Source organism: Halorubellus litoreus (assembly GCF_055378595.1).
In genome coordinates, this window is the sequence record NZ_AP043836.1 from 1,063,189 (window position 1) to 1,083,178 (window position 19,990).

Genomic DNA, 19,990 nt, shown 5'->3' on the forward strand with positions numbered 1-19,990 from the left:
CGCGCCACGACCGCCGCACAACGACCGACCGCCCCGCCACGACCGCCGCACAACGACCGACCCGCGACGACCGACCGGACTCGGCTCAGGCGTCGCCGTCGTCCTCGACGGTCGCACTGTCCCAGTCCAGGTCCGCGCTCCGGTCGGTCTCCCGGAGGATGAACGGCCCGATGGAGAGCGTGCGCTTCGTCACCGTCGCGATACGGACGACGTACGACAGCAGTATCGCGAACGGGAACACCGCCACCGTCGACGCCGCCGCGACGAGGACGAGCGCGTGCGACAACCCCGCGGTCGCGCCAGCGAGGAACGGGGCCTTCGGCTCGAAGAACACGATCATCGACGCCGACGTCGCGAGCGCCGGAATCGCCGCGTAGAGGATCGCTCGCGACAGGTCGACGAGCTCCCACTGGAAGTACAGCGTCTTGAAGTGCTCGCGCGCCGGCCCGAACAGCTCCAGCGCCACCGTGAGGTCGTCGAACGCCGCGTCGACCGCGTCCGTGCACTCGTCGGCGTACTCGTTCCGGAGCCTGCGTGCAGCGTACAGCTTCCACGAGTAGTTGTAGTCCAGTGCCGCGAAGATGACGTCGAACGTCCCGAACTGCTCGCCCTCCAGCGCGTCCCCGACCGCGTTCGCGTTCCCCGCGACGTCCCGCGCGAACGAGTCGACGGCGTCGGCGAACTCGTCGCTCGCGTTCGCGTCCTCGACCGCGTCGACGAGCGCGTCCGCCCGGTCCGCGCTCGCGTCCACGAGCGACCGCAGGAACGCCGACGGTTCAGGTGGTGCCGCCGCCGACGACAGCACGCTCTCGGCGTCTCGGCGGAAGGACATGGCGCCCTCCATGCGCTCGCGCTGGTCGCCGACCGCCCCGAGCTCCTGGGAGAGCACGAGCTGGTTCAACGTCAGCACGAGCGTCACGCCCGTGATGATGGCGCCGACGAACGCCTGGAACAGCGTCTCCACGGGGTCGCCCGTCCGCAGCATCTGGATGGCTTCCGTCGGATGCACGACCCCAACGGCGACGATAGTCGCGAACACGAAGCCAGCGATAGCGAACGCGAGCACCCACCGGTTCACGCCCATCAGGACCCGTAGCTTCCGCGAGCTCGCCGCCGCGCGCTCGCGCATCGTGTCGCTGGGCTGCTCGGGGTCGTCGCTCATGCCGTCACGGTTCGACCGCGTCCGTCAAAACAGTCCGGCCAATCCACCCCGACCCCGCGAAACGCATCACGGGACGCGTCCGGAGAACGGGTCGTTACTGCTCTTCGTCCTGCAGCTCCTCGAGTTCCGCCTCGACCTCGCTGTCCGCGACCTCGCCGCCGGCGTCCTCGCTCGCGTCCCCGCCATCGGCCGCTTCCGTCTCCGTCTCGGTCTCCGTCTCGGTCTCCGTCTCCGCGGGCTCGCTCTTCCCCATCTCGGCCTTGAGCGTGTCGAGTTCCGCGTCGACGCTCGAATCCGTCGACACCTGCTCGAGTTCGCGGTCGATGGAGTCCTTGTCGCTGAGGACGTCGTCGAACGCGCCCGAGTCGTGGAGTTCGTCCATCGCCGCCGCGCGAGCCTCCATGTCGTTCGTACGCTCCTCCGCGCGCTCGATGGACCGGCCGATGTCCTCCATCTCGTCGCCCGCTCCCGTCATCGCCTCGCTGACGCGCGCACTCGCCTCCGCGGCCTCGTAGCGCGCCTTCATCGACTCCTTCTTCGTCTTGAACTCCTCGATGCGCTGCTGCAAGGTCTCCTTCTTCTCGACGAGCTGGTCCTGGGTGTTCTGGAGGTCCGCGATCTGGGACTCCAGCTCCTCGATCTGGTTCATCTTCGACTTCTTCTTCTCGAGGGCCTTCCGCGCCAGGTCCTCGCGGTCCTGTTTGACGGCTTCGCGAGCCTGGTCGTTGTGCTTCTCGACGTTCTCCTCGAGGCGCTTCTTCTGCATCTCCAGGCGCTTCTTCTGCGTCGTCAGGTCCGCGATGCCCTTCTTGACCTGCTGGAGTTGGTCGCGCATCTGCTCGTAGGAGTAGTCGAGCGTCTCCCCCGGGTCCTCCGCGCGGTTGAGGATCGAGTTCAGTTTCGACCGGATGATGTACGATGCCCGAGACAGGATTCCCATACCCGTTTCCTAGCAGCCACGACCTTAAAAGCGTCAGGTTTCGAATGGGTATCCGTCGGTCACAAAGGAAGAACGCGTTACATGTTGACCCAGGCCATGACAGTCCATGCTCGGGGGATTTTGCGGGACGTCTCCTACCCCCTCGTGCAACGGGTCAACTCCGTTGCCACCGCAGCGTCACCGGGACGCGGGCGACCGGACGCCTCCTCCCCGGGGGGAGAGGAGGCCTCGACCCGGTTCTACCGTTCACGCCACGAGACAGTTCTACCGTTCACGCCACGACCACGACCCGGGGCGTTCAAGGGCCGACCGCGCCTACGTCGTCGACATGACCGACTCCGACGTGGTACTCGTCCCGGGGGCCCGGGACGTTCGCGCGACACACGACGTCGCCGCCACCGACGCGACCGCGTGCGTGGTCGCGTGCCCACCTCACCCGCAACTGGGCGGGGCGCGAACCGACCGTCGACTCACCGCCACCAGCGACGCGCTCACCGATAGCGGCGTCGACTGTCTCCGGTTCGACTACGGCGACTGGGACGACGGCTACGGCGAACGCGAGGACGCCCGGAACGCGCTCCGGTGGGCCGCCGACCGCTACGACGCCGTCGGCGTCTACGGCTACAGTTTCGGCGGCGCCATCGCCATCCTCGCCGCCGCCAGCGTCGACGTCAGCGTCGAGGCCGCCGCCGTGCTCGCGCCCGCGAGCCGCCTGAACGACGACCTCGATGCCGCAGCAGCGGTCGACGAACTTCCCTGTCCGCTCTGGGTCGGGTACGGCGAGCGCGACGAGACCGCGGACTCGATCCCGGTCGTCGAGGCCGCCGAACGCTGCCAGCAGTCCGTCCACGCGTACGGGAGCGACCACCACTTCGTCGGCCAGCACGACAAGGTCGGCGCGGACGCCGCCGCGTTCCTCCGCACGCATCTGGGCGTCGATACCGACGAGTAAGCGTCGTCCGTCCGCCGAGTGTTCGGCGTCGAACTCACCAGAGGTCGACGTCGCAGACGTCGCCGACGACCTCGAAGGACTCGACGCGGGCGCGCTCGTCGGTCTGCCGGTCCACGACCACGCCCTCGGACGGAAGGAACCGATAGTAGTCGTGCTGCGCGGTCCGGACGTCGAAGTGCTCGTCGGCGACGTCCTCGACGACCTCCGGCGCGGTGCGGCCGTTCCACCGGACGAGGTCGCCGACCTCGACGCCGTCCAGCCGGGCCGCGAGCGAGTCCTGCATGGGAAGACGTACGCGCGCAGCCAGCATCACGATTCGGGTGTCCGTCGCGCGCCTTCGGTGCCGACGGGGCGTCGCACTCCCGGCCGCGACGGGGCGTCGCACTCTCGGCCGCGACGGGGCGTCGCACTCTCGGCCGCGACGGGGCGTCGCACTCCCGACCGCAACGACCACAAGTCCCGGCCGCGAACCGACGAGTCGAATGCCGTCACTGCTCTCGAAGACGAGTGCCGAACTCGGGTGGACCGCGCTGTACGTCGGGCTCGTCGTCGCACCCGCGAGCGCGGTGTTCGCCGCCGGCGCACCGACGCAGGGCTGTTATCCGGAGTGCGTCGGGACCGTCGACTCGACGCTCGCCATCGTCGGCCTCGCCGCGCTCGTCGTGGGTGTCGTGCTCGCCGCCGTCGGCCGCCGATTAGCCCGACGCGAGTGACGACCGAGCGGTCAGTCGCTCTCGTCGTCGTCGGGGAGTTCGGAGAGCGGGCCGCGTCGCCGCGCGCGGAACCCGACGCTGTCGTCGTAGCCGTCCGTGGACATGAGGACGGGGTAGAACGGGTCGTCGGCGACGAGTTCGTCGTCGCCGCGTCGCGCGAACGGCGTGCCCGCGGGCACCGCGACGAAGTTCTCGCCGAGGAACTCGTAGCCGGTGCCGTCGACGCGGTCCGTGACCTCGAAGACGGTCGGGTCGGCGACGACGCCGTCGCCGTCGAGGACGCCCGCGGTCGCGAGGGCGTTCCTGACGACGCGCTCGGCGTTGTCGACCGCCGTTTCGGTGCCCTTCAGGCCGCATTCGACGGCGACGCCGTCGACGTGCGACGTGAGACCGCCGGCCTCGGTGCGGATGTCGACGGCGCGGTCCAGGCCGGTGCGTTCGAGCAGTCGTCGCGTCTCCGGGGTGAGTCGCTGGTAGAGCGCGAACGGTTCGGCCGTCGACACCGTCGAGTGGAGGTCGAGGACGGGGAGGCCGTCGACGACGTCGAGGAGTTCGGTCGCGAGCCGCGCCTCGTAGGCGTCGGCGTCGGGGTCGCCGGGGTACGCGCGGTTCAGGTCCACGTCCACGAACCGCTCGCCGGCCTCGGCGGCGCGCTCGTTCGCGACGACGAACAGGACCGCGCCCGCGACCCGGAGGTCGTCGTCCGCGAAGAGTCGCTCCATCGCTCGTTCGCCGCAGGGTTCGTCGCCGTGCTGGCCGACGACGACGGCGAGCGCCGGTTCGCCCTCGCCCAGCGTGTGCGTTCGCATCGACGGTACTCGCGCTCGAACGGGCATAACTGCTCGTGCGTCGCGGGTCACAGCTCCGGTGGTCCGACGCTCCGGCACTCCGGCACCCCGGCGAGCCCGTGTCAGCCGTCCTGAATGAAGCGGCGAGAGTCGGTGAAGAAAGCCGCGACTGCTGGTCATTTCTACGGTGGATTTATATCCATGTCGGCGGTAGTACGGGTCATGCCAGAGAATGACACCCGAAGGCGGGACTTCCTGAAGTACGCGGGCGGCACCGCAGTCGCGGCGGCACTCGCCGGTTGTCTGGGCGGGAACGACGACGAGGGGGACGGCGACACCGACACCACCACCGGCGACGGTGGCGACGGTGGCGACGGCGGTGACGGTGGCGACGGCGGCGACGGCGGCGACGGGATGGACCTCCCGGACTTCCCCGTAAGCGTCACGCAGGGGAACATGCCCTCCGGCCTCGACCCCCACGACCACCGCGAGACCCCGACAGACGTCGTGATGCTCCACGCCTACGAAGGCCTCATCACGCGCGACGCGGAAGGCGCGGCTCAGCCCGCGCTCGCGACCGACTGGTCGCGCGTCGAGGGCGAGGCCGCCGCCGAGTTCCAGCTCCGCGAGGACGTCACGTTCCACAACGGCGATACGTTCGTCGCCGCGGACGCGGCCTACAGCATCAACCGCATCGTCGACGAGTCCGTCGGATTCGCGAGCCCGCAGAGCGACCAGCTCGCCGGCGTCACCGGCGCGGAAGCGGTCGACCAGACGACCGTCCGCGTCCAACTCGACGGCCTCAACCCCATCGTGTTCAGCGAGTTCGCGACGTACTGCGACATCATGCAGCAGTCCTGGGTCGAAGAACGCTCGAAGTCCGAGATCGGCCAGCAGATGAACGGCACCGGACCGTTCCAGCTCGACAGCTACACGCAGGACGAGGAGGTCGTCCTCACGCGCTACGAGGACTACTGGGACGACCCCGCGCAGGTGTCCGAACTCACGTTCGAATCCGCGAGCGAATCGAGCACGCGCGTCAACCAGCTCCTCCAGGGCGAGACCGACATCATCGTGAACGTCCCGCCGCAGGAGGTCAACCGCATCAACAACAGCGACGCCGGGAGCGTCGCCGCCGCACCGAGTACGCGCATCATCTACAACGCGATGCGGTACGACGTCGAGCCGTTCTCCTCGAAGCAGTTCCGGCAGGCGATGAACTACGCCATCGACCTGGAGAGCATCGTCTCGAACGTCCTCGGCGGGTTCGGCGCGCAGACCGGCCAGCCGACGCTCCCCGAGTTCGTCGGGCACAACGACGACGTCGACCCGTACCCCTACGACCCCGAGGAAGCCGAACGCCTCGTCGAAGCGTCCGGGCACGCCGGCGCCGAGATCGAACTGAACACGCCCGTCGGCCGGTACCTGAAGGACCTCGAGATAGCGCAGGCGGTCGCGGGGTACATCGACGAACTCCCGAACGTCTCCGCGACCGTGAATCAGCGGGACTTCGGGTCGCTCGTCGACGAACTCCTCACCGGGAACATCGAGGACAAACCGCCGTGGTACCTCATCGGATGGGGCGAGGCGACGTTCGAGGGTGCGCTCGTCATGACCGCCTTGCTCACGACGAACGGCGCGCTCACGTCGTGGAGCAACGACGAGTTCGACTCGCTGCTCGAGACCGCCGGGAACTCCACGGGCGACGAACGCATCTCGGCGCTCGAGGAGGCGAACGCGCTCGCGCACGAGGAAGCGCCGTGGATCTTCCTCAACCAGCAGTTCAGCGTCTACGGCGTCAGCTCTCGCGTCGACTGGGAGCCCCGGTCCGACGAGCGCATCGACGCCTACGCGATGAGTCCCGCCGAGTAACTCGATGTCGTTCGCTCGGTTCCTGACGAAGCGACTGTTGCAGGGCGCGTTCGTGGTCTGGGGAGTCGTCACCATCGTCTTCGGGTTGCGCGTCATCGCGCCCGGTGACCCCGCGAACGTCCTGCTGCCGCCGGACGTCGACCCGGAGGTCAGACGGCAGGTCATCGCCGACCTCGGCCTCGACGAGCCGCTGCACGTCCAGTACTGGGAGTTCATCAGCGGCATCCCCGTCGGCGACCTCGGCACGTCGCTGACGACGGGGACCGAGGTCACGTCGCGGGTCGCGCGGTCCATCCCGGCGACGCTCGAACTCGCGGTCGCGGCGACCGTGGTCGCGGTCATCATCGCCATCCCGCTCGGCGTCGTCAGCGCGACGAACCGCCACGAGGCCCCGGACTACGGCGCGACGCTGTTCAGCCTCGCCGGCATCAGCACGCCGAACTTCTGGCTGGGCGTGATGCTCATCATCATCCTCTCGGTGCAACTGAACCTGTTCCCGACGAGCCAGCGCGCCATCGGTATCCCCGCCGTGTTCGAGCTCCTGTTCGCCGGACAGCTCGAGGCGGCGGGCGAAGGCCTCGTGACGTGGCTGTGGTACATCACGCTCCCGGCGATAACGCTCGGGACGTACTTCACGGCGCTCATCACGCGACTGACGCGCAGCGGGATGCTCGACGAACTCGGGAAGACGTACGTCCGGGCGTCGCGAGCGAAGGGCCTCCCGGAGTCGCTCGTGCGCTACCGGCACGTCCTCCGGAACACGCTCATCCCAATCATCACCGTCGTCGGCCTCCAGCTCGGGACGCTCATCGGCGGTGCGGTCATCACGGAGTTCGTCTTCGACTGGCCGGGGCTCGGGCAGGTGCTCATCAATAGCATCAACTCGCGGGACTGGCCGATGGTGCAGGGGTCGCTCATCGTCATCTCCGTCGGGTTCGTCGTGGTGAACATCGTCGTCGACACGCTGTACTCGTACGTGAACCCGCGGGTGGGGTTCGACGGATGAACGCGGAACTACTCGACGCATGATATCGGAACTACTCGACGCATGATATCGGAACTGCTCGGCTGGCTGTTCGCGAGGCTCCCCTTCCAGGAGGGCCTGCGCGGGCTGGTGTCGCCACGCACCGTCCGGAGCCTGAAGCGCGGCCTGAACCGGAACGCCCTGGCGAAGGTCGGCATCGTCGTCGTCGTGGTCGTGCTCCTGGTGGCGTTGTTCGCGCCACTGGTCGCACCGGACAAACCGGGCACGCAGAACCTCGAAGAGGCCCGCCTTCCGCCGCTTGGCTTCACGAAGGCGACCGTTCAGGAGGTCCCGGTGCAGGAGAACGGGAGCGTCGTCTTCGAGGACGGCGAGATACTCACGGAGAACCGGACGGTGTACGAGAACGCGACGATAGCGCACCCGCTCGGGACCGACGGGAACGGCCGCGACATCCTCTCCCGGCTGATATACGGCGCGAGGGTGTCGTTGCTCGTCGGGTTCTTCGGGACGGCGCTCGCGATGCTCGTCGGCGTCAGCGTCGGGCTCGTCGCCGGCTACTACCGCGGGAAGGTCGACGACGTCCTGATGCGGAGCGCGGACGTGATGCTCGCGTTCCCCTCCATCGTGCTCGCCATCGCGCTCATCGGCGTGCTCGGCGATTCGCTCGAACAGAGCCTCCCCGACCCGTTCGTGCAGAGCGGACTGTCCGAGGCGTGGCGGTCCGCGCTCGGCCTCCCGACGGGGATGCCAGAGAGCACGGTACTGCCTGGGACGATCATCGTCGTCGTCGCGCTCGTCAACTGGGTGTGGTTCGCGCGGGTCGCGCGCGGCGAAGCCCTCAGCTTGCGCGAGCAGTCGTACGTGAAGGCCGCTCGCGCGCTCGGCGCGAGCGACGCGAAGATACTGGCCCGCCACGTGCTCCCGAACGCCATCACGCCCATCCTCGTGCTCGGCACCATCCAGATCGCCGCGATCATCCTCTTAGAGAGCGCGCTATCGTTCCTCGGGTTCTCGTCGGCGAACGTCTCCTGGGGGTTCGACATCGCGCTCGGCCGCCAGTACCAGTCGACCGCGTGGTGGATCGCCGCGATGCCGGGGCTGGCCATCGTGATAACGGTCGTCGGATTGAACCTCGTCGGTGACTGGCTCCGGGACGCCCTCGACCCCGGCATCGAGGGGGAGGGCGGGGTATGAGTCGCGAGACCGGCCGCGAGTCCGCACGCAACACCGCCCACGAGCGCGACCGCCTGCGCGTCGAGAACCTCACGACGCGCTTCTTCACCGAGGAGGGCCAGGTGAACGCGGTCGAGTCGGTGAGTTTCGACGTCCGCGAGGACGAGATCCTCGGTATCGTCGGCGAGTCCGGGTCTGGGAAGTCCGTGACGGCGCTGTCGGCGATCGACCTCATCGAGTCGCCCGGACGCGTCACCGGCGGCGAGGTGTGGCTGCGCGAACCCGACCTCGCCGAGGAGTTCCGCGACCGGACGCCCGACGCGGTCGACGGCGACTTCGTCGACCTCCGGCAGCTCCCGAAGGGCGTCCGTCGGTCGCTGCGCGGCCCGAAGTTCAGCATGATATTCCAGGACCCGATGAGTAGCTTCAACCCGTCGTTGACGGTCGGCGAACAGATCGCCGAGGCCGTCGAGGTGCAGCGCCGCGCGTCCGCGAACCCCCGGAGCACGCGCTCGCGAACGCAGGGGTACGGGCTCGGGAAGCTCATCGTCGACACGCTCGTCCCGGGCCGCGAGTACACGAGCGACGCGAGCCGCGAGCGCGCCATCGAGCTCTTAGAGCAGGTCGGTATCCCCGACCCCGTGGAGCGCGCCGACGAGTACCCCCACCAGTTCTCGGGCGGGATGCTCCAGCGCGCGATGGTCGCGCAGGCGCTCGCCGGCGAACCCGACGTGTTGTTCGCGGACGAACCGACGACCGCACTGGACGTGACCATCCAGGCGCAGATCCTGGACCTGCTGCGGGACATCCAGCAGGACCGCGGGATGAGCGTGGTGCTCATCACGCACGACCTCGGCGTCATCGCGCGGATGTGCGACCGCGTCGGCGTGATGTACGCGGGCGAGGTCGTCGAACGCGGGTCGCTCGAGGACGTCTTCGAGCAGCCGACGCATCCGTACACGCAGGGGCTCCTGGGTTCGATTCCGGACGTCGAGGACCCCGCAGCGCGGCTCCAGCCCATCGAGGGGAACGTCCCGAACCTCGTCGACAGCGAGATGCCCGACCGCTGTTACTTCGCGGACCGCTGCCCGAAGGCGATGGAGGCGTGCCTCGAACGCCCCCACGAGCGCCCGGTCGACGGCGACCCGGACCACACCGCGCGGTGCGTGCTCGCCGACGGCGAGTACGACCCCGCGACCGCGCTCGAAGACGGGTACTTCGAGGAGACAGCCGACGCGACCGACGGCGCGGCCGACCGTGGTGACGCCGCGACCGACGGAGGTGCCGGCGATGACTGAGGACCCCCTCGTCGAGGTCGAGGACCTGGAGAAGTACTACTTCGAGAACGACACGCTGTTCGACCGACTGCTGGGCCGGGAGCCGCAGGCGGTGCGGGCGGTCGACGGCGTGTCCTTCGACGTCGAGCGCGGGGAGACGCTCGGGCTCGTCGGCGAGTCCGGGTGCGGGAAGTCGACGACGAGCGAGACGCTGCTCGCGCTCCGCGAGGCGACCGGCGGGTCGGTCCGCTTCGACGGCGCGGACGTCTTCGAGATGACGTCGCGCGAGCGAACGCAGTTCCGGCAGGACGCCCAGATCGTCTTCCAGGACCCGTTCTCGAGCCTGGACCCGCGGATGACGGTCGGCGAGATCGTCACCGAGGGGCTGCGCATCCACGACCTCGCGGACAGCGCGGAGCGCACCGAGCGCGCGAAGGAGCTCCTGGAGCGCGTCGGGCTGTCGGCGCGGCAGGTCGACCGGTACCCCCACGAGTTCTCCGGCGGGCAACGCCAGCGCATCGGTATCGCGAGAGCGCTCGCGCTCGACCCCGAGTTCGTCGTGCTCGACGAACCCGTGAGCGCGCTGGACGTCTCGGTGCAGGCGCAGGTGCTGAACCTCCTGGAGGACCTCCAGGACGACTTCGGGCTGACGTACCTGTTCGTCGCGCACGACCTGAGCGTGGTGCGGCACATCTCCGACCGCGTGGCGGTGATGTACCTCGGGAAGGTCGTCGAGACCGGGCCGGTCGACGAGATATTCGAGAACCCACGGCATCCGTACACGCAGGCGCTCCTCGACAGCGTGCCGCGCGCGAGCGTCGAGGAGTACGGGCGTCGCGGCGGGACGCTTGAGGGCGACGTGCCGTCGCCGCGGAACCCGCCGACGGGCTGTCGGTTCCACACGCGGTGCCCGCACGCCAGGGAAGCCTGCAAGCGGGAGTTGCCGCCGGACTACGACGTCGGCGCGAACCACGACGCCGCGTGCTTCCGCGCGGACGACGCCCACGAGTACTGGCAGAGCGCGCCACTCGAGCACGTCGACGAGACCGAGGACGTGGCGAGCGGTGGGGTCGCCGACGACGACTGAGCCGAACCGGCCGACCCGTGGAGTGACCGAACGTCCATGTTCGAGGCGTCTCACCCGACCAAGGTCAGGGTTTCTCCACCGTGCTACCGACCGCCACGCCGGGGGTGCTCCGAAATGGTTTTGGGGCGGCCTCGCGCACACTCGGTATGCCGAAGGAGTCCGACACCGAGTACGACCCGACGCTCGGGAACAAGTTCATTTTCGTAACAGGTGGCGTGATGTCCGGGCTGGGGAAGGGCATCACGGCCGCGAGCACAGGCCGTCTCCTCAAGAACGCTGGCTTCGACGTGACCGCGGTCAAGGTCGACCCGTACCTGAACGTCGACGCCGGCACGATGAACCCCTACCAGCACGGCGAAGTGTACGTCCTCAAGGACGGCGGGGAGGTCGACCTCGACCTGGGGAACTACGAGCGCTTCCTCGACGAGGACATGACGTTCGACCACAACGTCACCACGGGGAAGACGTACAAGCACGTCATCGAGAAGGAGCGCGCGGGCGACTACCTCGGGAAGACCGTCCAGGTGATCCCGCACATCACCGACGACATCAAGCGACGCATCCGCGAGGCCGCCGAAGGCACCGACGTCTGCATCGTCGAGATCGGCGGGACAGTCGGCGACATCGAAGGGATGCCCTATCTCGAAGCGCTCCGCCAGTTCGCGCACGAGGAGGACGAGGAGGACTTCCTCCTCACGCACGTCACGCTCGTCCCGTACTCGAAGAACGGCGAGCAGAAGACCAAGCCCACCCAGCACTCCGTGAAGGAACTCCGGTCCATCGGACTCCAGCCGGACATCCTCGTGGGGCGCTGCGAGGACAAGCTCGACGCGGAGACCAAGGAGAAGATCGCGTTGTTCTGTGACGTCGCGACCGAGGCCGTGTTCTCGAACCCGGACGTCGAGGACATCTACCACGTCCCGCTGATGGTCGAGGAAGAAGGGCTGGACGAGTACGTCATGCAGGAACTCGACCTGCTCGGCACCGCACTCCCCGTCCCCGAGCGCGACAACTCCTGGCGCGACCTCGTCACGCGCGACCGCGACGGCAGCGTGGACGTGGCGCTCGTCGGGAAGTACGACCTCGAGGACGCGTACATGAGCGTGAACGAGGCGCTCAAGCACGCCGGCTTGCACGCCGGCATCGACGTCGACGTGCACTGGGTCGATTCCGACGAGATGGTCGACGGCGACGACGACGGCGAGAACCGAGAGCGCCTCCGCGAGTGCGACGGCGTCGTCGTCCCCGGCGGCTTCGGGTCGCGGGGCACGCAGGGGAAGATAGAGGCCATCCGGTACGCCCGCGAGAACGACGTCCCGTTCCTCGGGCTCTGTCTCGGCTTCCAGATGGCGGTCGTCGAGCACGCGCGGAACGTCCTCGGGTACGAGGACGCTGACTCCGCGGAGATGGACCCGGACACGCCCGACCCCGTCATCGACATCCTCCCCGAGCAGTACGAGGTCAACGACATGGGTGGGACGATGCGGCTCGGCGCGCACCAGACCGACATCACGCCGGGGACGCTCGCCGCGGACGTCTACGACGCGAACGTCTGCACGGAACGCCACCGGCACCGGTACGAGGTGAACCCCGAGTACTTCGAGGACTTCGAGGAGACGCCGCTCGTCTTCAGTGGTCGCGCGGGCAACCGCATGGAGATCCTCGAGCACGAGGACCATCCCTACTTCCTCGGGACGCAGTTCCATCCCGAGTTCCGGTCGCGGCCCGGTCGCCCGAGTCCGCCGTTCGTCGCGCTGCTCGACGCCGTCATGGAGCGCGCGGGCGTCGACGGCGCCGACAACGGGGCAATCGACGGCGATGTCGACGAGGGCGAGGAGGTGACGGTCTGATGGTGGACGTCGACTCGTTCATCGACGAGAAGATCGCTGAGATCAGCAACGAGGTTGGCGACGCGAACGCCGTCATCGCCCTCTCGGGTGGCGTGGACTCCTCGACCGCCGCCGCGCTCGCGTACGAGGCCATCGGGAGCCAGCTCACGCCCGTGTACGTCGACACCGGCCTGATGCGCGAAGGCGAGACCGACCAGATACGCGACGTCTTCGACTACATGGACTCGCTCCGCATCGTCGACGCGAAGGACCGGTTCCTCGACGAACTCGAGGGCGTGACCGACCCCGAGGCGAAGCGTCACGTCATCGGCGAGCAGTTCATCCGCGAGTTCGAGACGGTCGCGAAGGACGTGGACGCGGACTACCTCGTCCAGGGCACCATCTACCCGGACCGCATCGAGAGCGAGGGCACCATCAAGAGCCACCACAACGTCGGCGGGCTCCCCGATGTCGTCGACTTCGAGGGCATCGTCGAACCGATGCGCGACCTCTACAAGGACGAGGTCCGCGAGGTCGCACGCGAGCTCGACCTGGAGGAGATCATCGCCGAACGCATGCCGTTCCCCGGCCCGGGGCTCGCCGTGCGCATCATCGGCGAGGTCACCGAGGAGAAGCTCGACGTCGCGCGGATGGCGAACCACGTCGTCGAGGACGAGCTCGAGGAGTACGAGCCCTGGCAGGCGCTCGCTGCGGTGATTGGAAAAGCGACGGGCGTGAAGGGCGACAACCGCGTGCACGGCTGGGTCGTGAGCGTGCGCTCGGTCGAATCCCGCGACGGGATGACCGCTCGCGCGCAGGAGATCGACTGGGAGACCCTCCAGCGCATCCAGTCCCGCATCACGGGCGGCCACGACAACGTCGCGCGCGTCGTCTACGACGTCACGCACAAACCGCCCGCGACCATCGAGTACGAGTAGCGCCGCGGTCGGCGCCGCAGTCGGCGTCGCGGGGCGCGTGGACGCGTCCCGCGGCATCGCGACGCACGCTCGCGTCGGGGGAAAAGGCACATACTTGCGCGGCCCGATTGGTGACGTGATGCACGCGATTTTCGCTGGTGTCGACGAACACGAACTCGTGGGTGAACTCGAAGCGGTGGGGTACGACGTCACGGTCGTCCCGGACGTCGCGAACCGGCCGGCCCTAGAGGAAGCCGGGGTGCACGACGCCGACCTGTTCGTGCTCACGGACGTCGGGCAGGCGACCTCGATCCCGGTCGCGAAGGACCTGAACGAGGACGTCCGGGTCGTCTGCTACACGGACGACTCGCTGCCGGAGTTCGTCTCCGGCCAGGAGGTGCTGTCGGTCGACCCCGCGCTCCTGGACTCCGCGACGGTCGCCGAGGAGCTCGCGGCCTGACGCGCCCCGAAGTACGCACGCCGACCGCTCGCGGCCGCCGTCGCGAGCACCCACCAGCTCGTTCTTCGCGGTGTCCCGCCGCTGTCGTGCGTATCGAGCGTCGAAACGAGCGCGGAGTCGACGCGCGAGGACGAACGCGAGTTGATGCCGTCGGGACGCGACCGTTCGTGCATGCTCGGGAGCGTCACCAGTCGTGTCACGTCGACCAGCGAACCCGCGGACTCGCCGACCGAGGACGGCCCGGGGACCGTCCAGTCGGTCTACAACCGATTCGTCCGCTCGCATCTGCCGTACAAGCTCAGCACGCACAACGGCGTCACCGCTCGCGGCGCGAAGCTCTTCGACTTCACGGACCGGTTCCCGGAGTACGAGGCGGACATCGTCGCGGCGTTACGCGACCACGTCCGCGACGGCGACGACGTCGTCGTCGTCGGCGGCGGGTTCGGCGTGTCGTCGGTCGTGGCCGCCCGCCGCGTCGGCCCGACGGGGTCGGTGACGACGTACGAGGCGGGCGCGGACCAGTACGACCTCGTCGCGGAGACCTTGGAGATAAACGACGTCGAGAACCGCGTCGACGTCGAGCACGCCATCGTCGGGTCGGCGGTGTCGACGTACACGCCACCCGAGGACGCGGCCGTGGTCGACGCTGCGGACCTCCCGGCGTGTGACGTCCTCGAGATGGACTGCGAGGGCGCGGAACTCGGTATCCTCCGCGAGCTTCGCATCCGGCCGCGCGTCGTCGTCGTCGAGGCGCACGCGAACTTCGATGCGCCGGAAGCGGACGTCCGCGCGGAACTCGACCGCCTGGACTACGACGTCGTCGACCGCGGCGTCGAGGACGCAGCGAAGGGCATCGTCATCCTCACCGCCGTCCGCGACGACTGAGGCGACGGCGCGGTGGACTCGATACTGTGCTCGCTACTCGCGTCGCGTCAGCGTTCGACGATGGTGCCGCCGGCGCCGACGGCGACGGCTGATTCGCCGCCCAGCAGGACCACTGCTTTGAGGTTCTGGCCGGTCGGCGTCGCGTCCGCGGTCCACTTCTCATCTTCGCGGTCGTAGACCTTGCCGCCGCCGCCGACGACGTAGCCCTCGTCGCGGCCGGCGACCTCGATGTCTCGCTGGCCGGCGTCGCCGGTATCGCTCCGGATCCACTCCGAGCCGTTCCAGTGGAAGATGGTGCCGCCGCCGCCGGACACCCAGACGTCGTCGAAGCCGTCGGAGTCGACGCCGTAGAAGTTGTGGTTCGCGTTCTCGATGCCGAGCTTGTCCCACGTCGCGCCGTCGCGCGTGTACAGCACCGTCTGGTTCCCGTCGACGATGTGTCCGGACGTGGCGTCGTGGAAGTCCACCGCGTTGATCGCCGACCCGGACGCGGGCGTCGTGTACTCCCAGGTCTGAGATTCGCCGTTCTCGAAGCTGTAGTACAGCTTCCCGCTATCGCCCGCGACGTAGACGTTCGCCTCGCCCGCGCGGCCGGTGACGGAGACGTCGTTGAAGTTGTTCGTGACGTCCATCGGCGCGGAGTGGCTCTGGAGCGTGCCGGTCTCGACGTCGTACTCGCCGATGGCACCGCTGGAACCGACGAACCAGAGGCGCTTCCCGTCGTCCGTGACGTCCGCGCCGTACAGCGAGTTCCCGTTCCCCGTCGGGCCGCCGTCGAGCACCTTCACGTAGCCCTTCGGCGTGCGTTCGAGCACGACCCCGCCCGCGCCGACCGCGTACACGCCCGCGGCGGTCTCCTCCACGTCGTACAGCGTGCTGCCCGTCGGCGACTCTCGCATCGCCCACCCGGACTCGGGGCCCTCGCTGTCGGCTGCGCTCGCGGCGCCCGCGAACGTCGCGGAGGCGACCGCGGCACCGAGCGTCTTCAGCGCGCTACGTCGCGTGAGGGTACGTTCCGTCATCGGAGTTCACCCGGTCGCCCGTGAGTGGCGGGAGGAGGATTAAATCCCGAGACAGATTGCGGGAATTTACGACAATTAGTTCGTTTTATCACCGTTCCGTCCCTCGTTTTACTTCGTTCACGACCGTTCAACGCGTGAACTCGCGTGGACGGTCTCGACGGTTCATATGGGTCCGACCAGTAGGAGGGACCGGAGGCGGAAGCCTCCCCCCACGGAGCGGTCGTCCACTCCCCCCGGGCGACCGCACGTCAGAGGCACCCCGCTCAGGGCACGCCCTCCACTCCCCCCTCATCCACCCCTCTCCCACTGGCGACCGCGCCAGGATTCCCCCCTCTCGTCGCACACCTCGGAAGCGACAGCGCTCGCGACCGCAGGACTCAGTCGTCGGGACCGGCGCTCGCGAGCCCGACGAGGTGCCCGAGGACGGCCACGAGCAGCGTGATGCCGGTCGTCGCCGCGGACTCGCTCCCCGGGAGGACGACGACGACCGCCTCGTCGACGGTGCCGGCGGTCGCGCGCGAGAGCATCCCCATCTCGCCGACCGCGTCGACCGACCGCCGTCGGAACTCCTCGCCGAACCCGGTGAGGTGCTTGTCGAACAGCGGTTCGACCGCCTCCGGCGTCACGTCGTCCGGCGTCACGCCCGTCCCGCCGGTGGTGACGACGACGTCGACGTCGTCCCGGTTCACGAGGCGGGCGACCGCTCCCTGCACGCCGTCGAAGTCGTCGCGGACGAGCTCTCGCGTCGCGACCTCGTGGCCGTCGTCTTCGAGTGCGGTCGCGATGGCGTCGCCACTCGGGTCGTCGTCGAGGTTCCGGGACGACGACACCGTCACGACCGCCGCCCCGACGCCCGTCGCATCGTCAGCGTGGTGGCCGTGGTCGCTGGCGTGGTCGTGGCCGTGGTCGTCGTCCGCGGCGTGGTCGCTGGCGTGGTCGTGGCCGCGTTCGTCGTCCGCGGCGTGGTCGTCGTCCGCGGCGTGGTCGTGGCCGCGTTCGCTGTCCGCGACGTGGTCACCGGCGTGCTCGCCGTCGCCGCCCGTCGACGTCGGTTCCTGGCCGCGTTCACCGTCGGTCATGTCTCGCGCGTTCCCCGCGGACCGACGTAAGCCCTCCGCCAAGACCGGGTGTGCATCGGCGACGGGATGCTGCCGGGGTCGGAACGTTCTTGCATCGACCGCGTGACGCTCCGCGCATGAAGGCGGTCCAGTTCACCGAGCACGGCGACCGCGACGTCATCGAGTACGGCGAGTTCCCCGACCCCGAGGTCGGCCCCGAGGACGTCCTCGTGGACGTGAAGGCGGGGGCGCTGAATCATCTGGACGTGTGGACGCGCCAGGGCCTCGGCGCGACCGGGCGCCTCGACCTGGAGATGCCGCACGTGCCGGGGAGCGACATGGCGGGCGTCGTCGAAGCGGTCGGCGACGACGTCACGCGCTTCTCTCCGGGCGACCACGTCGCGCTGCTGGCGGGCGTCTCGTGCGGGACGTGCGAGTTCTGTCGCCGCGGCGAGCCGACGCTCTGCGAGACGTATCACGTCATCGGCGAGCACACCCAGGGCGTGCACGCCGAGCAGGCCGCGGTCCACGAGGACCAGCTCGCGCCCGTCCCCGACCACGTGGACTTCGCGACGGCGGCCGCGGCACCGCTCGTCTTCCAGACGGCGTGGCGGATGCTCCTCGAGCGCGGCGAGCTCCAGTCCGGCGAGCGCGTGCTCGTCCTCGGCGCGTCGGGCGGCGTCGGGCACGCCGCGGTCCAGGTCGCGGCGGACGCGGGCGCGGAGGTGTACGCGACCGCCTCGACCGACGAGAAGCTGGAGTACGCTCGCGACTGTGGCGCGGACCACGTCGTGAACTACGAGGAGGAGTCGTTCTCCGAGGCGATCCGCGAGCAGACCGGGGAGCGTGGCGTCGACGTCGTCGTCGACCACATCGGCGCGGCGACGTGGTACGACTCCCTGAAGAGCCTCGCGAAGGGCGGCCGCATCGTGACGTGTGGTGCGACCACGGGCCCGCGCCCGGAGACGCACATCGGCCGCATCTTCTGGAACCAGCTGGACGTGCGTGGGTCGACGATGGCGAGTCACGGGAGCGCGGAGCGCGCGCTCTCGAAGGTGTGGGACGGGACGTTCGAACCGCGGGTCCGGGAGACGCTCCCGATGAGCGAGACGGCGCGAGCGCACGAGCTCCTCGAGAACCGTGAGGGCTTTGGCAAGGTGGTCGTAATCCCGGATAGTGAGCGCTGACGACGACGGGTACACGCACCGGCCGGGTGCGGCCCGTGAATCCGACGACGACGGCGACCGCGGCGAGGACCTGCAGGGCGCGCATCCGGAGGCCGCGGACCGGAGCGTCGGCTCCCGCGGATGGGTCCTCCTGGGCGTGCTCGCGTTCTCCCTCATCGGCGCGCCGCTACTCATCCTCTTCCGGCCGCCGTCGCTGCCGTACTGGGCGGCGTTGCTCGCGCTCCCGATGCTCCCCGCGATACTGCTGGGTGCGGTCGGCGTGTGGGCGACGACGCGACCGTGAGCGGGTCTCGCATGGTCGGAACTCGTCGGTTTCGTCGAACGGGTAGGGGTGAGAGAGGGGAGTCGCCGTTGTGGGATGACAGCGACGGGTGCGGTGAGGTCCGGTCTCGCTAGCAGAGTGCGGCCGGTGGGCCGTCGAACTCGCGTTCGATGCGGTCGACGATCGCCACGGAGAGGGCGACGTCGGCGTCCGGCGTCCCGTCCTCGCCCGCGTAGTCCAGGAGGGCGCAGCGCAGCCGCCAGGCTTCGAACGCTGTGAACCGCGCGTCGTCTCCTTCGAGCTTTTCGGCGGCCTCGAGCGCCCACCACGGCTGTTCGTCGGCGTCGGCGTCCTCGTCGAGGAGGTGCGCGAGCACGACGTGGTGGACGACCCAGGCTTCGGCTCGCGAGAGCACGAGACGGTTCGTCGGCGGTTGGTTCGGGACGGTATCAGTCGACACTTGCTGTCACGAGGCCGTGGGCCTCACGTGTCAGTACGACGGACACCCTCATAAGCATTGGTATGTGTTAACAAGCCACGCACAACCGGGATGGAGTTATCTACCCCCGCCCCCGACCGTCGGGTCGACTGAGACGCCTGCGTACGATTCACGTGGGATTATCGACGCCCAGGACGCGTCGCGAATCCGGAACCGCCCGGCGAACGCGAACGCAGTCGCTCCAGCGGACAGGTCACCCTCGGAGAACGAACGGAAGGAAGCAGTTATTCGACCGACACAGACCACTTCCCCCGACAGTCGACTACTCGACCAGACGAGACCGATCTCGCACAGTCGACTACTCGACGTCGCGACGCATCGCGATCTCGAACCACGGGCAGAGCCGGAGCTGGCGGTAGAACTCGGGTTCCTCGTGGAGGCGCTCGTACGGCACCCACATGAGGCCGCCGACCTCCTCGGGGTTCGGGTCGAGTTCGGTGTCGTGCAGCGTCGCCTGCAGGACCGCGCAGACCTCGTGCTCGACGCCCGCGTTCTCGAAGTAGCGCTTGTACTCGAAGCGGTCGGTGACGCGGAGGTCGTCGTACTGGTCGGGCGTGATACCGAGTTCGTCGTCGAGCCGCTGGCGGGTCGCCTCCTCCTGGGTCTCGCCCTCGCGAGGATGGGAGGCGACGGTGCCGTCCCACCACGTCCCCCACAGGCGCTTGCCGGGGGCGCGCTGCGCGAGGAGGATGCGGTCGTTCTCGTCGAACAGGAGCGCCGTGAACGCGCGATGCCGGATGCCGTCGCCAGTGTGCGCGTCCAGGCGGTTGACGAGGCCCTGCGGTTCGTCGTCGGCGTCGACCGCGATGACGTCCTGCGAGGCGTTCTCGTGCTCGAGGTCCCCGCCGGCAGCGTCGGCGGGCGAATCGGGTGCGCTCATACCTGGCAGGACGCGAACCGAAGTGAAACCACCTTCGAATCT

21 protein-coding genes are annotated in these 19,990 nt (G+C 68.9%); 13 read left to right on the top strand and 8 right to left on the bottom strand.

Features of this window, described 5'->3' with window-relative positions:
- Positions 1-85 precede the first annotated feature (85 nt).
- Both ACZ48X_RS09490 and ACZ48X_RS09495 read right to left on the bottom strand, forming a co-directional pair.
- Positions 86-1,162: a DUF7972 family membrane protein gene (locus ACZ48X_RS09490; RefSeq protein ID WP_336352160.1), complete on the bottom strand. Its 1,077-nt coding sequence runs from the start codon at positions 1,160-1,162 to the stop codon at positions 86-88.
- 94 nt (positions 1,163-1,256) lie between these two features.
- On the bottom strand, positions 1,257-2,102 hold the full coding sequence (locus ACZ48X_RS09495; protein ID WP_336352159.1) for a PspA/IM30 family protein: 846 nt from the start codon (positions 2,100-2,102) through the stop codon (positions 1,257-1,259).
- 328 nt (positions 2,103-2,430) lie between these two features.
- Between ACZ48X_RS09495 and ACZ48X_RS09500 the strand changes: the two genes are divergently transcribed.
- Complete coding sequence (locus tag ACZ48X_RS09500; protein ID WP_336352158.1) at positions 2,431-3,054, top strand: dienelactone hydrolase family protein; 624 nt, start codon at positions 2,431-2,433, stop codon at positions 3,052-3,054.
- A gap of 34 nt (positions 3,055-3,088) precedes the next feature.
- Here the strand turns inward: ACZ48X_RS09500 and ACZ48X_RS09505 are convergent, their stop codons facing one another.
- On the bottom strand, positions 3,089-3,337 hold the full coding sequence (locus tag ACZ48X_RS09505; RefSeq protein ID WP_336352157.1) for a hypothetical protein: 249 nt from the start codon (positions 3,335-3,337) through the stop codon (positions 3,089-3,091).
- A 199-nt stretch (positions 3,338-3,536) separates the two neighbouring features.
- Here ACZ48X_RS09505 and ACZ48X_RS09510 point away from each other — a divergent pair, with 199 nt between their 5' ends.
- Complete coding sequence (locus tag ACZ48X_RS09510; RefSeq protein ID WP_336352156.1) at positions 3,537-3,767, top strand: hypothetical protein; 231 nt, start codon at positions 3,537-3,539, stop codon at positions 3,765-3,767.
- 11 nt (positions 3,768-3,778) lie between these two features.
- Here ACZ48X_RS09510 and ACZ48X_RS09515 read toward each other — a convergent pair whose 3' ends face one another.
- On the bottom strand, positions 3,779-4,576 hold the full coding sequence (locus tag ACZ48X_RS09515; protein ID WP_336352155.1) for a M14 family metallopeptidase: 798 nt from the start codon (positions 4,574-4,576) through the stop codon (positions 3,779-3,781).
- A 201-nt stretch (positions 4,577-4,777) separates the two neighbouring features.
- Here ACZ48X_RS09515 and ACZ48X_RS09520 point away from each other — a divergent pair, with 201 nt between their 5' ends.
- The 9 genes from ACZ48X_RS09520 (at position 4,778) to ACZ48X_RS09560 (ending at position 15,040) form a co-directional block, all read left to right on the top strand.
- Positions 4,778-6,427, top strand: a complete 1,650-nt coding sequence (locus ACZ48X_RS09520) for an ABC transporter substrate-binding protein (RefSeq protein ID WP_336352154.1) — start codon at positions 4,778-4,780, stop codon at positions 6,425-6,427.
- 4 nt (positions 6,428-6,431) lie between these two features.
- On the top strand, positions 6,432-7,433 hold the full coding sequence (locus ACZ48X_RS09525) for an ABC transporter permease (protein WP_336352153.1): 1,002 nt from the start codon (positions 6,432-6,434) through the stop codon (positions 7,431-7,433).
- Positions 7,434-7,538: 105 nt separating this feature from the next.
- Positions 7,539-8,606, top strand: coding sequence for an ABC transporter permease (locus tag ACZ48X_RS09530; protein WP_379762917.1), 1,068 nt, complete (start codon positions 7,539-7,541; stop codon positions 8,604-8,606).
- Positions 8,603-9,883: an ABC transporter ATP-binding protein gene (locus ACZ48X_RS09535; RefSeq protein WP_336352151.1), complete on the top strand. Its 1,281-nt coding sequence runs from the start codon at positions 8,603-8,605 to the stop codon at positions 9,881-9,883. The genes ACZ48X_RS09530 and ACZ48X_RS09535 overlap by 4 nt, the downstream gene beginning before the upstream one ends.
- The gene (locus tag ACZ48X_RS09540; protein WP_336352150.1) at positions 9,876-10,949 is read left to right on the top strand and encodes an ABC transporter ATP-binding protein; all 1,074 of its coding nucleotides are present in this window, start codon (positions 9,876-9,878) and stop codon (positions 10,947-10,949) included. Before ACZ48X_RS09535 ends, ACZ48X_RS09540 begins: the two co-directional genes overlap by 8 nt.
- A 146-nt stretch (positions 10,950-11,095) precedes the next feature.
- Complete coding sequence (locus ACZ48X_RS09545; protein WP_336352149.1) at positions 11,096-12,799, top strand: CTP synthase; 1,704 nt, start codon at positions 11,096-11,098, stop codon at positions 12,797-12,799.
- Positions 12,799-13,716, top strand: coding sequence for a glutamine-hydrolyzing GMP synthase (guaA, locus tag ACZ48X_RS09550; protein WP_336352148.1), 918 nt, complete (start codon positions 12,799-12,801; stop codon positions 13,714-13,716). Before ACZ48X_RS09545 ends, guaA begins: the two co-directional genes overlap by 1 nt.
- 118 nt (positions 13,717-13,834) lie before the next feature.
- Complete coding sequence (locus tag ACZ48X_RS09555) at positions 13,835-14,155, top strand: DUF7126 family protein (protein WP_227133491.1); 321 nt, start codon at positions 13,835-13,837, stop codon at positions 14,153-14,155.
- A gap of 171 nt (positions 14,156-14,326) precedes the next feature.
- Positions 14,327-15,040 (top strand): FkbM family methyltransferase, encoded by a 714-nt coding sequence (locus ACZ48X_RS09560; RefSeq protein WP_336352147.1) that lies wholly within the window; start codon positions 14,327-14,329, stop codon positions 15,038-15,040.
- 47 nt (positions 15,041-15,087) lie between these two features.
- Here ACZ48X_RS09560 and ACZ48X_RS09565 read toward each other — a convergent pair whose 3' ends face one another.
- Both ACZ48X_RS09565 and ACZ48X_RS09570 read right to left on the bottom strand, forming a co-directional pair.
- Positions 15,088-16,062, bottom strand: coding sequence for a WD40/YVTN/BNR-like repeat-containing protein (locus ACZ48X_RS09565; protein WP_464379848.1), 975 nt, complete (start codon positions 16,060-16,062; stop codon positions 15,088-15,090).
- Between the two features lie 377 nt (positions 16,063-16,439).
- Complete coding sequence (locus ACZ48X_RS09570) at positions 16,440-17,141, bottom strand: MogA/MoaB family molybdenum cofactor biosynthesis protein (RefSeq protein ID WP_336350814.1); 702 nt, start codon at positions 17,139-17,141, stop codon at positions 16,440-16,442.
- 116 nt (positions 17,142-17,257) lie between these two features.
- Between ACZ48X_RS09570 and ACZ48X_RS09575 the strand changes: the two genes are divergently transcribed.
- Both ACZ48X_RS09575 and ACZ48X_RS09580 read left to right on the top strand, forming a co-directional pair.
- Complete coding sequence (locus ACZ48X_RS09575; protein ID WP_336350815.1) at positions 17,258-18,307, top strand: zinc-binding dehydrogenase; 1,050 nt, start codon at positions 17,258-17,260, stop codon at positions 18,305-18,307.
- The gene (locus ACZ48X_RS09580; protein ID WP_336350816.1) at positions 18,297-18,590 is read left to right on the top strand and encodes a hypothetical protein; all 294 of its coding nucleotides are present in this window, start codon (positions 18,297-18,299) and stop codon (positions 18,588-18,590) included. Before ACZ48X_RS09575 ends, ACZ48X_RS09580 begins: the two co-directional genes overlap by 11 nt.
- Before the next feature lie 109 nt (positions 18,591-18,699).
- Here ACZ48X_RS09580 and ACZ48X_RS09585 read toward each other — a convergent pair whose 3' ends face one another.
- Positions 18,700-19,029, bottom strand: coding sequence for a DUF7853 family protein (locus ACZ48X_RS09585; RefSeq protein ID WP_336350817.1), 330 nt, complete (start codon positions 19,027-19,029; stop codon positions 18,700-18,702).
- 337 nt (positions 19,030-19,366) lie between these two features.
- Positions 19,367-19,948 carry an isopentenyl-diphosphate Delta-isomerase gene (idi, locus tag ACZ48X_RS09590; RefSeq protein ID WP_336350818.1) on the bottom strand — a complete coding sequence of 194 codons (582 nt, stop codon included), beginning with the start codon at positions 19,946-19,948 and terminating at the stop codon, positions 19,367-19,369.
- Positions 19,949-19,990 lie beyond the last annotated feature (42 nt).